The sequence below is a fragment of the Massilia sp. HP4 genome, from assembly GCF_005222695.1.
In the GTDB taxonomy this organism is placed as follows: domain Bacteria; phylum Pseudomonadota; class Gammaproteobacteria; order Burkholderiales; family Burkholderiaceae_D; genus Telluria.
In genome coordinates this window covers 1-14,344 of the sequence record NZ_STGG01000021.1, presented here as the reverse complement: position 1 = coordinate 14,344, position 14,344 = coordinate 1, and the positions used below count along the sequence as shown (strand labels likewise).

Annotated in this window: 14 protein-coding genes; 4 read left to right on the top strand and 10 right to left on the bottom strand. The window is 64.4% G+C overall.

The features are described from left to right. Window positions 1-94: 94 nt before the first annotated feature. The 4 genes from E8M83_RS10105 to E8M83_RS10090 form a co-directional block, all read right to left on the bottom strand. Window positions 95-1,903: a serine hydrolase gene (locus E8M83_RS10105; protein ID WP_137173243.1), complete on the bottom strand. Its 1,809-nt coding sequence runs from the start codon at window positions 1,901-1,903 to the stop codon at window positions 95-97. 155 nt (window positions 1,904-2,058) lie between these two features. Continuing rightward, window positions 2,059-3,141 carry a helix-turn-helix domain-containing protein gene (locus E8M83_RS10100; protein WP_137173242.1) on the bottom strand — a complete coding sequence of 361 codons (1,083 nt, stop codon included), beginning with the start codon at window positions 3,139-3,141 and terminating at the stop codon, window positions 2,059-2,061. A 40-nt stretch (window positions 3,142-3,181) separates the two neighbouring features. After that, window positions 3,182-4,015, bottom strand: coding sequence for a 3',5'-nucleoside bisphosphate phosphatase (locus E8M83_RS10095; RefSeq protein WP_137173241.1), 834 nt, complete (start codon window positions 4,013-4,015; stop codon window positions 3,182-3,184). A gap of 64 nt (window positions 4,016-4,079) precedes the next feature. Next, window positions 4,080-4,940, bottom strand: a complete 861-nt coding sequence (locus E8M83_RS10090) for a LysR substrate-binding domain-containing protein (protein WP_137173240.1) — start codon at window positions 4,938-4,940, stop codon at window positions 4,080-4,082. Window positions 4,941-5,020: 80 nt separating this feature from the next. Here E8M83_RS10090 and E8M83_RS10085 point away from each other — a divergent pair, with 80 nt between their 5' ends. Continuing rightward, window positions 5,021-6,085 carry a nitronate monooxygenase family protein gene (locus tag E8M83_RS10085; RefSeq protein WP_137173239.1) on the top strand — a complete coding sequence of 355 codons (1,065 nt, stop codon included), beginning with the start codon at window positions 5,021-5,023 and terminating at the stop codon, window positions 6,083-6,085. Between the two features lie 242 nt (window positions 6,086-6,327). Here E8M83_RS10085 and E8M83_RS10080 read toward each other — a convergent pair whose 3' ends face one another. From E8M83_RS10080 to E8M83_RS10065, 4 genes are all read right to left on the bottom strand, one after another. Then, complete coding sequence (locus E8M83_RS10080; protein WP_137173238.1) at window positions 6,328-6,867, bottom strand: FlgO family outer membrane protein; 540 nt, start codon at window positions 6,865-6,867, stop codon at window positions 6,328-6,330. A gap of 8 nt (window positions 6,868-6,875) precedes the next feature. Then, window positions 6,876-7,574: a hypothetical protein gene (locus E8M83_RS10075; protein WP_137173237.1), complete on the bottom strand. Its 699-nt coding sequence runs from the start codon at window positions 7,572-7,574 to the stop codon at window positions 6,876-6,878. Window positions 7,575-7,693: 119 nt separating this feature from the next. After that, window positions 7,694-8,875: a GGDEF domain-containing protein gene (locus E8M83_RS10070; RefSeq protein WP_137173236.1), complete on the bottom strand. Its 1,182-nt coding sequence runs from the start codon at window positions 8,873-8,875 to the stop codon at window positions 7,694-7,696. Window positions 8,876-8,881: 6 nt separating this feature from the next. Further along, window positions 8,882-9,775: an alpha/beta fold hydrolase gene (locus E8M83_RS10065; RefSeq protein WP_137173235.1), complete on the bottom strand. Its 894-nt coding sequence runs from the start codon at window positions 9,773-9,775 to the stop codon at window positions 8,882-8,884. Between the two features lie 165 nt (window positions 9,776-9,940). On the opposite strand from E8M83_RS10065, the gene E8M83_RS10060 reads away from it, so the two are divergent. Both E8M83_RS10060 and hslO read left to right on the top strand, forming a co-directional pair. Then, window positions 9,941-10,465: a gamma carbonic anhydrase family protein gene (locus E8M83_RS10060; RefSeq protein WP_137173234.1), complete on the top strand. Its 525-nt coding sequence runs from the start codon at window positions 9,941-9,943 to the stop codon at window positions 10,463-10,465. A gap of 3 nt (window positions 10,466-10,468) precedes the next feature. Beyond that, window positions 10,469-11,437 carry an Hsp33 family molecular chaperone HslO gene (hslO, locus tag E8M83_RS10055; RefSeq protein WP_137173233.1) on the top strand — a complete coding sequence of 323 codons (969 nt, stop codon included), beginning with the start codon at window positions 10,469-10,471 and terminating at the stop codon, window positions 11,435-11,437. 70 nt (window positions 11,438-11,507) lie between these two features. Here hslO and E8M83_RS10050 read toward each other — a convergent pair whose 3' ends face one another. Continuing rightward, window positions 11,508-12,638 (bottom strand): epoxide hydrolase family protein, encoded by a 1,131-nt coding sequence (locus E8M83_RS10050; protein ID WP_137173232.1) that lies wholly within the window; start codon window positions 12,636-12,638, stop codon window positions 11,508-11,510. Further along, on the bottom strand, window positions 12,635-13,681 hold the full coding sequence (locus tag E8M83_RS10045; RefSeq protein WP_137173231.1) for an ankyrin repeat domain-containing protein: 1,047 nt from the start codon (window positions 13,679-13,681) through the stop codon (window positions 12,635-12,637). Before E8M83_RS10045 ends, E8M83_RS10050 begins: the two co-directional genes overlap by 4 nt. 241 nt (window positions 13,682-13,922) lie before the next feature. On the opposite strand from E8M83_RS10045, the gene E8M83_RS10040 reads away from it, so the two are divergent. After that, the coding region (locus E8M83_RS10040) for a Dps family protein (RefSeq protein ID WP_137173230.1) at window positions 13,923-14,344 on the top strand (422 nt) is incomplete at its 3' end.

Here is a 14,344-nt window from a genome sequence, read left to right as displayed (position 1 = left end):
TTACTTGGGTTGCCGAGTCACAACACGGCCCAGCAGCGAACGCTGCAGCGCGAAAAGCCAGGCAGTGCCTGGCTTGGGAAAAGCGAAGGATCGGTCAGACGCCGGGAGCGCGAATCTTATTGAACTGCAATCCCCGGACGTCATCTCCGATGATCTGGAAGCCGGTCACCTCCTTGTCACTGTCACGCAGGAACCGGAGCCCGCCCATGAATGGCTTGTTGCCCGAGAACCTGTCGGCGTCGAGCGGCTTGAAGTCGACCTGGCCGACACGCAGGTTGCGTGCACTGAGCACCCCGTCGCGGACAGTGAAAACATACGAGGCATTGAGTTCTTCGTTGTGGAAGGTGCCTGCGAACTGGCCGAGCTCCCGATCGGTGTACGACGCCGGCGTGTACCTCTCAAACACCACCGGGTCGCTGGCGCCCATGCTGTAGTGCATTTCCATTCCTTTCCCGCCATCGACGAATTCGACGAAATAGTGATCGTCGCCCTCGATCTTCAGCTGGAATCGCGCGCCGCCCAAGGGAATCAATTCACGCCCTGGCGCGCCGCCCGCACTGCCGTAATACAGCACACCATCCTTGACGTGGATCGCAGCAGGAACGGCCCGGACCGCGGTCCAGTAGTGGCCCGCGTAGTGCGAGAGCTGGGCCGGCGCGACCTGCGCGCGCTCGATGCGCGCATAGTCGATCGTCAGCGGCTCGACAAACTGTTGCTCGAGCAGGACGGACGCCAGCCGCATACCGTAGCTGCCGTTATAGTCGAGCCCCGAGCTCAACACAAAGACGGTGACGTCATGATCGGGAAAGCTGAACACCGAACTTGCGTAGCCGCCAACGGCGCCGATCTGGTATTGCTTCGAGATGCCCCGCTCCTGGCCGGCATGCTGCTGGCCATAGGTCGAGACCCTGGCGATATCGCGGATGATCACGCCACGATCGAGCTTGATCGGCTGGTTCAGTTTGCCAGCCAACGCCTGCTTGCCTGGCGCGGGCGACGCCAGGCTGGCGCGCCATAGCGACAGGTCGCGTATCGACGAATACAGGTTGACCGGGCCGGGCACATTGCGTGCGCCCACATCGTGTTTGTACACGCCGTTACCGGCATTCCGGTAGGGAACCGCTCTATTGCTGATGAACTGGGCATCGTCGTACACGAACTGCGTGTTCGTCATGCCCAGGGGCGTGAAAATATTCTTCTTGCAAAACGCATCGAAAGGCTCGCCCGAGACCACTTCGACCATCCGGGCCAACAGGATGAACCTGCTGTCGCCGCCTGGCGAGAACTCTTCGCCGGGTTTGAAGTTCAGTTTCTTCTGACGCTTGATCAGTTGAAGCACGGCCGCGTGCTGCTCGGGGCCACTCGATTCCCATCCCGCCACGGCTTGCAAGACCTTGTAGCCGGCAATCCCGTCGGTCGAGCTCAGCAGGTGATCGATGGTGATTTTCTGGCCCAGGTCGGGCAGCTCGGGCAAATATATCCTGATGTCGTCGCCCAGCTTGATCTTGCCTTGGCTTTCCAGCATCAACGCGGAATATGCAATGAATTCCCACGCAAGCGTATCGATCTGGAAGCTGGTATCGACGGTCGCCGGAATATTATGCTCGAGATTGGCCTGGCCATAGGCCTTTTGATAGATCAGCTCCCGATTCTTGAACATGGCAACCGCGAGCGCTGGCCGTGGAGTATTGAAATCGCTGAACACCGCGTCGAATTTCTGCATGGTGGCAGCATCGATGCTATTACCGGCATGCGCCAGCGGCGCTGCGAATGCGCAATCAGGCTTGAATAGCAGGAGATAAAGCGCCATTAATATCTGGAACAAGAGAGGTCGACACATACATTCACCTGAAAATGTGGAAATACCCGTACTGGAGGTAGATACGGTTACCCGGCCGCGCACCCGCCCGGATCGATTATCCGAGGGTGATACGCGGCTTCAGGAGCCAATATAGGACGACTGTCTGGCGCGGGGATGGGGAACCATGATTTCGGACTCCGGATACATGATTCCGCAGCCGCGCGTCACGGCGGCGCCAGGGCGCAAGGCCCGAACGGCTACGACGCGGGCGCGCCCACGGCGCGATCGGCGCAGGATGCAAGCGCAGCCGACGCCCTGGCGGCGCGGTAGCCAGCCGGTGTCTGCCCGGTTGTCTTCTTGAATGCAGCGAAGAACGTGGAGGTGGAATTGAACCCGCTGCGCTCGGCAACGAGCTCCATATTCATGCGAGATTCATTGAGTAACAAGTCCTGGGCATGCTGGATGCGGAACTCGTTAACGTAAAGATTGAAGGTTTTGCCCAGGTGCTCGTTAATCGCCTGGGATACCGTCGTTTGCAGGCTCCCGACCTTCTTTGCCAGCAGCGCCAGGCTCAGATTGGGATTCAGGTGGAGCTGCTGTTCACGCATTACCAGGTTCAGCGACTCGATCAGATCGCCGGCATCCTGGTCGGTCAATTTGCGATTCCGGTATTTTTCCTTCTTGCCGACTTCGACTTTCGCTCCGTGGTTCAATATCCAGGACAATATGACGACGTGTACCGAAAAGGTGAACGACAAGGCGCCGACAATATACGAGGTCAAGGGCGTCGTCAGATACGCGATGAGCAGCAGCAAACTGCCGCAATATACGCTTAATAACAGCATATTGCCGCGAGCAGGCCCGCCATGCGTGTCGCGCAATACTGCACGCGATTGCCACAGATTTTTCGCGGCCAACAGCAGATACCCGAACCAGTACGCATGGATGCCGCACACATAGTAATACCATGCGTTCTCATAGCGGGCATAGGGGAAATTCACCGCGACCAAGATAATGCAGGATGCCAGCAAGAGATGCCAGCGCCAGTGACTATCGGCGGCACTGTTGTCCAGATCGGCCAGGTGACTGAATACGTAAAGATAGGTCAGGGGCCCGATCAGCAGGCAGGCGGCCAGGCCGATCTGGAGAAACCCGATCGCGAGATCGGGATTGAAGTAATAAAACGCCGATTTAACCGTACGAAAGCCGACCGCAATCAACAAGGCGCCCAGCATGGTGTTCGTCAGGCGATGGGTGCGGCGGGTGAAAAAATACAGCGCCAGAAAAACGCCATTGATCCCGCCCAGGACGCTGAACAGAAAGAGTAATTGGCTGGACATCGCTCAGCGCGCCCGGGATGTCAACGACAGGGGAGCGGGCTCAGAACCAGTCATGCCACACCGGCGTCACGCTCGACGGCAACGGCGGCAGCTCGGCAAATTCCACCCTTGCCTCGCCCGGCGCATGAAAATCGGTGCCGCGCGAGGCCAGAAAGCCGTAGCGCCGCGCGATCTCGGCATAGGCCTGGTACTGGTCTGGCGTATGGCTGCCGGTGACGACCTCGATGGTATTGCCGCCCAGCTGGCGGAATTCGTCGAACAGCACGCCCTGCGCCGTGTCGCTGAAGCGGTAGCGCCCCGGGTGCGCGATGACGGGGATGCCGCCCGCGCCGCGGATCCAGCCCATCGCCTCGGCCAGGGTGGCCCAGCGGTGCGGCACGTAACCGGGCCGGCCCTCGGTCAGGAAGCGGCGGAACACTTCGGAGGTGGTGGTGCACACGCCGATCTCGCACAGGTAGCGCGCGAAGTGGGTGCGCGACATCAGGTCCGGGTTGGCGACGAAGCGCAGCGCGCCTTCGTAGGCGCCGGGAATGCCGGCCTGCTCGAGCTGGGCCGCCATCTCGCGGGCGCGCTGCTCGCGGCCGTTGCGGGTCGCGGCCAGGCCGGCGACCAGGCCCGGGTTGTCTTCGTCGACCTGCAGGCCGACCACGTGCACGGTCTCGTTGGCCCAGGTGACCGAGATCTCGACCCCGGCCACGAAACGCATGCCGAGCTCGCCTGCCGCCTTGCGCGCGGCCTTGATGCCGCCGACCTCGTCGTGGTCGGTGAGCGCCCACACATCGACCCCGCCCTTGCGCGCATAGGCCGCCACGTCGGAGGGGGCGAGTACGCCGTCGGAGACGGTGGAATGGCAGTGCAGGTCGACTTTCAGCATGGAGTCAATAGGGTATCTGGAACGGTACATTGTACGCGCATTTACCCGCCACTCCACCGGGCGATCACGCGCCGGGCAAGCCGTCGGCGAAGGCGCGAAACGCCGGTGTCGCAAAGCCCTCGCGCCAGACCAGGAAGGTGTCGAGGCGCCCCAGCGGCAAGGTCCTGAGCGCGGCCGGCGCACTGCCCAGCGCCAGCACGCTGGCGGGCAGCACCGTCACGCAGGCGCCGGCGGCCACGCAGGCGATCATCGCATGGTAGGAATTCATCTCTTGCACCCGCCAGGCCGGGGCGCCCGCGACGCCCAGCCGCTCCTCGGCCAGGCTGCGGTAGGTGCAGCCCTGCGGGAAGGCGGCCAGCGAACGCACCGCCACCTGGCGCGCGTCGTCGACGTCCGCTTCGCCGGGCGGCAGCAGCAACAGCAATTCCTCGGTCCAGACCGGCCGCGCTTGCAGCCCCATCTCGGCCAGGCCCGCGCCGCCATCCGGCAAGGCGACGAAGGCGCAATCCAGGGCGCCGGTCCTGACCTGCTCGACGATCTGGCGCGACGGACCGGTGCCCAGGGACAGGCGCATGGCGGGATGGGCGACGTGATAGGCGGCCAGCACGCCAGGCAGGCGGCTGGCCGCCGTGCTTTCCATGCTGCCGATGCGCAGCATGCCGCCCGAGGCGCCATGCGACACGACCTGCCGCGCCTCGTCCTCAAGTGCGAGCAGCCTTTTGGCATAGGCAAGAAACTGTTCGCCCGCCGTCGACAACGCGATACGCTTACCCGCGCGCACCAGCAGCTCGGCGCCGAGGTCCGCCTCCAGTTGCTGGATGCGGGTCGTCACATTCGACGGCGCCCGCCCGAGCCGCGCGGCGGCCTGCGTCACACTGAGCTCCGCAGCCACCGCGCAGAAAATTCGCAAAGATTCAGTTTCCATATATCTTTTCTCAAAACAGAATGATACCATCACTTCATTCTTATTTTGTGAATCAGAGTCAAGCACGAAAGGAGCCCTCCATGCAACCGTCCAACCCGTTCTTTACCCAGTTGTCGATCCAGCATCAAATCATCCAGGCGCCGATGGCGGGCACGTCGACACCGCGGCTGGCGGCGGCGGTGTCGAATGCCGGCGCCCTGGGTTCACTGGGCATCGGTGCGAGCACGGCCGATCAGGCACGCGCGATGATCGAGGAAACCCGCACGCTGACCGGCAAGCCGATCAATGTGAACGTGTTCTGCCACGCGCCGGCCCGGCGCGACGCCGGCGTCGAAGCCGCCTGGCTGGCCCATCTTGCGCCACTGTTCAATGAAGCAGGCGCACCGCTGCCAACCGCGCTCGATGAGATTTATCGTACCTTCAACGATGACGAAGAGAGCTTCCGGATGCTGCTCGCACTGCGCCCCGAAGTCGTCAGCTTCCACTTCGGCCTGCCATCAACCGAGCGCCTGGCGGCCTTGCGCGCGGCCGGCATCCGCACCCTGGCCACGGCCACCAACCTGCACGAAGCGCTGCGGATCGAACAGGCGGGAATCGATGCGATCTTGGCCCAGGGCATCGAGGCCGGCGGCCACCGCGGCATGTTCGATCCGGAGGCGACCGACGAACGGCTGAGCATGGCGGTGCTGGTGCGCCTGCTGGTCAAGCGTACGCGCTTGCCGGTGATCGCGGCCGGCGGCATCATGGATGGCGCCGGCATCAAGGCCGCGCTCGACCTGGGCGCCGCCGGCGCGCAGCTCGGCACCGCCTTCATCCTGAGCCCGGAATCGGCGGCCAACGAGGCCTATCGCGCCAATCTGCAGAGCGAACGCGCCGCCGTCACCACCCTGACTGCGGCAATCTCTGGACGGCCTGCACGCGGCATCGTCAACCGGATCATCTCGCACGGCGCATCGGGCATCCCGGCCGCCTACCCGGTGGCCTATGACGCGGCCAAGCAGTTGCACGCGGTGGCGGCTAAAGCCGGCAACCATGAATACGCCCCGCACTGGGCCGGCCAGGGCGCACCGCTCGCGCGCGCCTTGCCGGCTGCCGAACTGGTGGAAACGCTGGTGCGCGAACTCTATGCTGCCGGCCAGGCCTGATGCGGCTGCGCCTGCCCTTGCCCAGTATTTGATGGGCGAGCTGCAGCGGTACCGCGCCCGGGGCGGGCCGGTCGGCCCGCTGGCGCAGCGTTTCGTACTTGCGCTCGGGGATGGAGGCGCATTCGGGATTGCCCCGGATGTGCTGGACCGGCTCGCCCTGCTGGCGCGGGCGTCGGAACCGCTGGAAGAAGCGCAGCTACGCTGGCTGCACAATCAGCTGCCGGAAATCGTGCGCCGGGTGATCAATCCGGCACCAGCATTGAGCGGATCGTCCCCTGCTTTGCCAGCACATAGTCATGCCCCGCCAGCACCAGGTTGGTCGTCGGCTGGATCACCTTGACGTTGATGAAGATCGTATCGCGCGTCTCGGCGTAGGAACCGACCACCACGGCCTGCGCGTTGTGCGTGCCGGCCACTTCACCCAGCTCGCGGGTGAGCATCAATTCGCCCTGGTTGCGCTTCAGGTAGACGCTGTTGCGCAGCTTCATTTCGAGCACCGGCAAGCCGGTCTGGGCCAGGCGGGTGGCGATCTGTTCGGACACCACGCGGCCCAGCATCGAACTGTGTTCGAGCGCGTCGATATTGACCAGCGTGGCCATGATCAGCGGCTGGTTGCCGGTGAGCTTGCCCTGCAACTGGGCCTGCAGCGCATCGGCGGCGCGGTAGTTGGCGGCGACGAAATCGTTCGCGGCCACCGAGGTGTAATTGGTCGGCTCGAAGGCGCAGCCGCCCAGCACGATGGCCAGGCCCAGCACGCATGCGGAAAGGTTCGGTAGTCGCATGCTTGGGCTCAATGGTCCTTGACTGCAAAGGTTTTGACGGTCTGCACCGGCGGCGGCGCGAGTTTCGCGGCCAGGGCGGCGTCGTACAGCGACACGTCCTCGTCATTGGTGTAGTACACCGAGGTGTTGCGCGCATAGTAGCGCTGCTCGTCGGCCACCGACACGGTGACGATCATCTCGGTCTTCGGCGTATCGCCCGGCGCGAACTGGGCGGTGAACCAGCGATGGGCGTCGTAGCCGTACAGGCCGGCCGTGAGCAGCCATTCAGGGCTGTGCTGGATGCTGGTCAAGACCCAGGCGCCGCTGGCCAGCGCGGTCGGCAAGCCGGTGTAGCGGTATTGCGGACGGTCGGCCGAGAACGCGACCACCTGTGTGTCGAGCTCGATCTTGAGCGCCCCCGGCGCCGGATTCTTGACCACCACGAAGCCATCGTTGACCAGGGCCGTGACCAGGTGCGATTTGACGCCCTTGCTGAAGGTGGACGTTTGCAACGGCTCCACGTACAGCGAGCGGCTCGGCGCCGTCTTCAGGGTCGGCCCCAGCTCGGTCGCCATATGGCGCGCGATCACGCCCCAGTGGGCCGCGGCCTGCACCTTGGCCTGCTGCGTGCTGGGGAAGTTGCTTGCCACGGGAACCGGGCTATAGGGAATGGCGCAGCCTGCGAGCAGCAGGCCTGCGACGAGCGCGCTGGCGCCTCGGTAAGCCATCGTGAATCCTGTCGGTCTATGGTGCGACCGGACTGGCGCACGCTCGGGAACCGACTGTAGCACAGCAGTTGCCTACCGGCAATTTATCTATTGGGGATGAGGTGTGATTACAACGTCAATCACGTCGCTTGCGCGGCCATCGCACCTGCCGGCGGGTCCGCGGCCACGGTACGATTCCGGCCCGCGTTCTTTGCCGCGTACAGGCCGGTATCGGCGCGCTTGAACAGGCTCTCCCACGGCTCGCCTGGCCTGAGTTCGGCCACGCCGAAGCTGGCGGTGACCATCTGGCCGTCCTGGAGGTGCGGAAACGGGTGGCCGGCCACGGTGGCCCTTAGCCTCTCGGCGCAGGCCATCGCTTCCTGCAGGCCGGTGGCAGGGAGAAAGACCACGAATTCTTCTCCGCCAAACCGGCCCACGGCGTCATCGCTGCCTGCGCTATCGAGCAACAGCCGCCCCAGCATCCTAAGGACGGCATCACCGGCGTCATGGCCATGAAGATCGTTGATACGCTTGAAATGGTCGACATCGCACAGCACCAGCGAAGCGGGCCCTCCCAGCTTCTTCAGCTTTGCGGCAACGGCATCGTCGAAGCCGCGGCGGTTCAGGGTCCCCGTGAGCGGATCCGTATTGCGCTCGCGTCGCACATCTTCAAGAAGGTCTGAACAGGCGGCCGCGAAGATGGCCAGTGCCAGGCCGGCGCCCAGCACGGCCAGCGAAAGCTGCAGCGTTTGCCAGAACACGGAGTTGGCGAAGGGACGTTCCCCGATCGGGGCTGAAAAGCCCATCGTCATCAGCGTCCTCGGGAAGAAGTGGAGCGCAAAAGCCAGCAGTACCCAGAACAGGATGCGGTCCACGTGCCGCTTGCCCGTTGCGGTCCTGAGGCGCAGCGCCGCTGCCAGCAAGATGAGCCCGTAACCGAAGTTCTGGATATACACGCGCGCCAGCAGATTGCGATCCACGTAGAAGAAGTAAGCCATCAGTGCCATGAATCCGGCGAGCAGTACCGGGTACCAGGGCCAGGGAAGCGCCCGCCCGGATCGCAGCAGGATTGCCTGTGCCGCCAGCAGGACGGCCGCCGTATACAGCGTCCCCGAGACCATGGCATTCAGGCCCGTATCGCGCGGCCAGTACAGGATCTGCGACACCGCACCCAGCGTGAACAGCAGGCAGGTCAACGCCAGCAGAAGCAGATAAGGCCGTTGCCTGTCGATCGACCAGGCGCCTGCGAATGCCAGGCCGAACACCAGCATGATGCTCGGCCCGATCAGCGACAATGTAACCCTGACAACCGTACCGTCCATTCCCCATCATTCCTGTTGTTGGGCTGTTGCGAGGAATTCCTCGACCATGTTTGCCAGCAGTTCCGGCTGGTCGTGGTGCAGCATATGCCCTGCCTGCGGCACCATGCGCGGCGTCACCTGCTTCAGATAAGTCATCCGGCGGTCCACTTCGGCGCGCGCCTGGTCGCGCGCGCCCATCCAGCGCCACATATCGGTCTCTTCGGCCTCGACCCACAGCACCGGCGCCGCGATCGCGCTCCAGCAGGCCATGATTTCGTCGACATGGTACAGCAGCGGCGAGCTCATTTTATGGGCCGGGTCGCCCAGGATCTTCCATTGGCCGTCGCGGTCCTGCTCGGCCCAGTGGGCGGCCAGGAAGGCGGCACGTTCCGGCGCCAGGCGCGGATTGGTCTTGCGCAGCCGCGCGGCGACTTCATCCAGGCTGGCGTAGCCGCGCATCTCGGGTGGGTCACGCAATTCATCGAGCCACCTGGCCACGCGCCCCGGATACTGCGCCGGCCGGGTGGTCGGTAAACCAAAACCTTCCAGGTTGACCAGCTTCGCGATGCGCTGCGGCCGCGCGCCGGCATAGATGCCGGCGATATTGCCGCCCATGCTGTGGCCCAGCAGGTTGACCGCCTGCCCTGGCGCATAATGGTCGAGCAGCACCTCGAGGTCGGCCACATAGTCGGGGAACCAGTAGGTGTCAACGCCCGAGCGCTCGCTCTGGCCGAAGCCGCGCCAGTCGGGCGCGATCACGTGCCAGTCTCCCTGCAGGCAATCGACCATGAACTGGAACGAGGCCGATACGTCCATCCAGCCGTGCAGCATGAACAGCTTGGGCGCGTCTGGGGAGCCCCAGTGGCGCACATGCATGCGCAGGCCGCGCACGGTAAGGAATTCGGAACGTGAGGCTTTCATGCATCTCCAATACTATTAGTACGTACGTTCGCAGGATTATACGGCCCGGCGGTTGAATTCCTGCGCCGCGGCCCCATCTGCCGGACTTCAAGGCGTGGCATGGGGGTATGGACGGGCGCCGGGAACGGTAAAATAGCGCCATTTCCATCCTCCGCGAGCACATCCATGGCGATTTACCAGCTGGGCGAGCATGCGCCCGAGATCGATCCGTCGGCGTTTGTCGCCGACACGGCCACCGTGTTGGGCAAGGTCACGCTCGAGGCGAACGCCTCGGTGTGGTTCGGCGCCACCCTGCGCGGCGACAACGAGCGCATCACGATCGGCGAAGGCAGCAATGTTCAGGAAGGCACCGTGATGCACACCGATCCTGGCTACCCGCTCGAGCTCGGCAAGAATGTGACGGTCGGCCACCAGGCCATGCTGCACGGCTGCACGGTGGGCGACGGGTCGCTGATCGGCATCCAGGCCGTGGTGCTCAACGGCGCGCGGATCGGCAAGGGATGCCTGGTCGGCGCCGGCGCCCTGGTCACGGAAGGCAAGCAATTTCCCGACCACTCGCTGATCCTGGGTTCGCCCGCGAAGGTGGTGCGGACACTGACACAAGAAGACCTGCTTCGTCTGGAGGCGACCGCCGCGGGCTATGTGGCGCGCGGCCAGCTGTTCAAGACGCAGCTCAAGAAAATCGGATAAAGAATGACGACTACGGATACTGGCACCACCAACAGGGACACCCTGCAAAAATTCATCTTCGACAATGCGGCCGTGCGCGGCGAGCTGGTCGAGATTTCGGACACCTGGCGCGAGATCCAGGCCCGCCATGGCTACCCGAAAGCGGTGCGCTCGGTGCTGGGCGAGATGGTGGCGGCCGGCGCCCTGCTGTCGGCCAACCTCAAGTTCAACGGCTCGATCGTGATGCAGATCCACGGCGATGGCCCGGTGCGCCTGCTGGTGGTCGAGTGCGACGCCGACCTGCGCATGCGCGCCACGGCCAAGCTGGCGCCCGACGTCGAGATCGCGGACGACGTCACCCTGTCGCAGCTGTTCAATGTGAACGGCAAGGGCCGTTTCGTGATCACGCTCGACCCGGCCGACAAGCTGCCGGGCCAGCAGCCCTACCAGGGCGTGGTGCCGCTCGACGGCGACGACATGGCGACCGTGATCGAGAACTACATGCTGCGCTCGGAGCAGATGGACACCCGCCTGTGGCTGGCGGCCGACGACCAGGTCGCGCGCGGCCTGCTGCTGCAAAAGCTGCCGCGCCACAGCGGCAAGGAAGATCAAACCAGGCAGGCCAGCGAGGCCGAAGACCTGGAAACCTGGAACCGCGCCGCGATGCTGGGCCAGACCGTCAAGCGCGAAGAGCTGCTGTCGACCGATATCTCGACCCTGCTGCACCGCCTGTTCTGGGAAGAGACCATCCGCGTGTTCGATCCGGTGCACCCCGAGTTCCATTGCAGCTGCAACCGTGAAAAGGTCGGCAATATGCTCAAGATGCTGGGCCAGGACGAAGTCGAATCGGCGCTGACCGAGCTGGGCGAACTGGGCATCAACTGCGATTTCTGCGGCAAGCACTACGCATTCGACAAGGTCGACTGCGCCCAGCTGTTCGCCAGCGACAGCCCGGTGCAGACCATGATGCCGCCGAGCGGCAGTACGCACTGAGTTAGTCGGTCGCGCCGGCCGCGTGCCGGCGCATCCCGATGCATGGGGGCGCCGCGGCGCCCCTTTTCGTTCAGCGCACGCTGCGAAAGCCCTTGCGCAACTCGTCGGCGAACAAACCAGGCTGCTCCATCGCCGGATAGTGGCCACCCCTGGCGACATCGTTGTAATAGACCAGGGTCGGATAGCGCTCCAGCACCCAGCGCCGGCTGGCCATGTGCAGGTCGCGCGGGAACTGGCTGAACGCCACCGGCACGTCGATCTTGCGCTCCTTGAAGGTCCTCATGCTTTCCCAGTAAATGCGCGCGGAGGACGCTGCGGTGCCCGTCAGCCAATACCAGCTGATGGTGTCGAGGATGTCGTCCATGTCCGCGGCATGGGTCGGGTCGCCATCGTGGTCCATCCAGCGCCAGTATAGATCGAGCAGCCATGCGGCCTGGCCGGCCGGCGAATCGGTCAACGCATAGCCGATCGTCTGCGGGGTCTGGATCTGCATGAGCTGGTAGCCGGAATGATCCTGCTGGAAGTCACGGATGCGGCGCAGCCCTTCTTCTTCCTGCGCGTCGCGTGCTTCCAATCCCTCGAATACCGGGAACATATTGAAGTGCACGGCCTTGACCGCAGGCAGCCCGATGCCGCCCAGCTCATTGGTGATCGAATACCCCCAGTCGCCGCCCTGCGCCACGAACTGGTCGTAGCCCAGCCGGCGCATCAGCTCGACCCATGCTTGCGCGATGCGTTCCGGCGTCCAGCCGGGTGCGCGCGGCTTGCCCGACAGGCCGAAGCCCGGCATCGACGGCAGGACGACGTGGAAGGCGTCACGCGGATCATGGCCATGGGCGCGCGGATCGGCCAGCAGCTGCGCGGCCCGCACGTTCTCGATCGCCGATCCCGACCAGCCATGGGTGATCACCAACGGCAGCGCACCGGGTTCGGGCGAGCGAATGTGCAGGAAATGGATATCGAGTCCGTCGATCGTCGTCGACGATGGCTGGAACGCGTTCAGCCGAGCTTCGGTCGCGCGCCAGTCGTGCCGGTCACGCCAATGCCCGACCAGCGCCTGCAGCCTGGCCAGCGGCACGCCTTGGCTCCAGTCATCGACGGTTTCCTTGTCGGGCCAGCGCGTGCGCGCCAGGCGCTGGCGCAGATCAATCAGGTCGGCTTCGGGAATGGCAAAAGGATGCGGTCGAATGGCGTCGTTCACAGTCGGTCTCCTGATGGATGGTCGGTGGGATAGGCGGGCGCGCGCTCCTTGTCGGCCAGCAGTGCGGCGATGTCGTCGTAGCCGTAGTACAGCGCCAGCTCGCGCGGCGTCATTCCCGTATGGCCCCTGAGGTCTGAGCGCGCGCCGGCATCGCACAGGGCCCGCACCGCGTCGGCATGGTTCTGCCAGACGGCGTCGTGCAGCGCCGACAGGCCGTTATAAGCGCCTTGCGCATCCAGTTCGGGCAAGGGTGTGGCGCCGCGCCGCGGCTCGGCCAGCAGGCGCACGATGTCGGCATGCCCGAAATAGGTGGCGTCGTGCAAGGCGGTGCCGCCCATCAAGCCGATCATGCGGCTGGCGTCGGCGCCGGCGTCGAGCAACAGGCGCGCGATGTCCAGCCGTCCCTCACGGGCCGCGATGCCCAGCGGCGTGTAGTTGTCGTCAAGGCTGCCGACCATCGGCACCTGCTCGTCAAGCGGGACGCCGGCGGCAATCTGGCGCTCGACCTCTGCCGGGTCGCCGGCCTTGACCGCCGCGACCAGGCGCAAGGCGCCAAGCCGCGCAGCATCAGCCGCGATCCTGGCCTCGATCAGGCGCGCGATGGCGTCCAGTCCATCGCCTTTGGCGATGTCGAGCGCCGTCTGCGACCAGTAATTTTGAATAGCCGGCCTGGCGCCGCGCTCGAGCAGGCGCGCTACGGCGCTGATGTGCTTGTGCAGCACCGCGTCCATCAGCGCCGTGTTGCCGAGCACGGGCGACTGCTGGTCGATGAAGGCGCCGCGATCGAGCAGGAAGCCGATGACGTCGGCATTGCCGGACTGCGCAGCCTTGTGCAGCGCGCTTGCCCCCATGCGGGGATCGAGCGCCAGCACGTCGGCGCCGGCGGCCAGCAGGGTCGACACCATATAGGACTGTCCCAAGCCGGCCGCGATCATCAGCGGTGTGAAGCCCTCGGGGTCACGGCGATCCGGATCGGCGCCGGCGCGGAGCAGTTCGGTCGCGGTGGGAAGGTCACCTGCGCGGATGGCGGCATGAAGGGGCATACTATCCTCTTGTATGATTGCTGTCGAAAGCCACAGTTGATAAGTTACCGATAGTAGAGCCGAACTCGACAGGCCCACTGTTAGGTGAAGCACAGATGCGGACACGGATGAGGACGCGGATGGCGTCCATCGCGTTTTCGGCCAAGGTGGTAAGCTGATGCTGTTATGACACTGTTGCATTTTCGAACATCAGCGCCATGTACTCATTACTGAAATGACTGACCGACTACGGAGGAAGCACATGAATATCGATATTGGCATCAGCACCGAAGACCGCGCAAAAATCGTCGACTCGCTGTCGCACGTTTTGGCTGACAGCTACATGCTGTACCTGAAGACCCACAATTTCCACTGGAACGTGACCGGCCCGATGTTCCAGACCCTGCACGTGATGTTCCAGGAGCAGTACACCGAGCTGTGGAACGCGCTGGACGACATCGCCGAGCGTATCCGCGCCCTGGGCCACTTCGCACCGGGCACCTACCAGCGCTACGCCGAGCTGTCGACCATCAAGGAAGAAGCGAACGTGCCGGGCGCGCAAGAGATGATCCGCCAGCTGGTTGCGGGCCAGGAAGCGGTGGCGCGCACCGCGCGTGCGGCATTCCGCATCGCCGACGCAGCAGACGACCAGCCGAGCGCCGGCATGCTGGCAAATCGTATGGA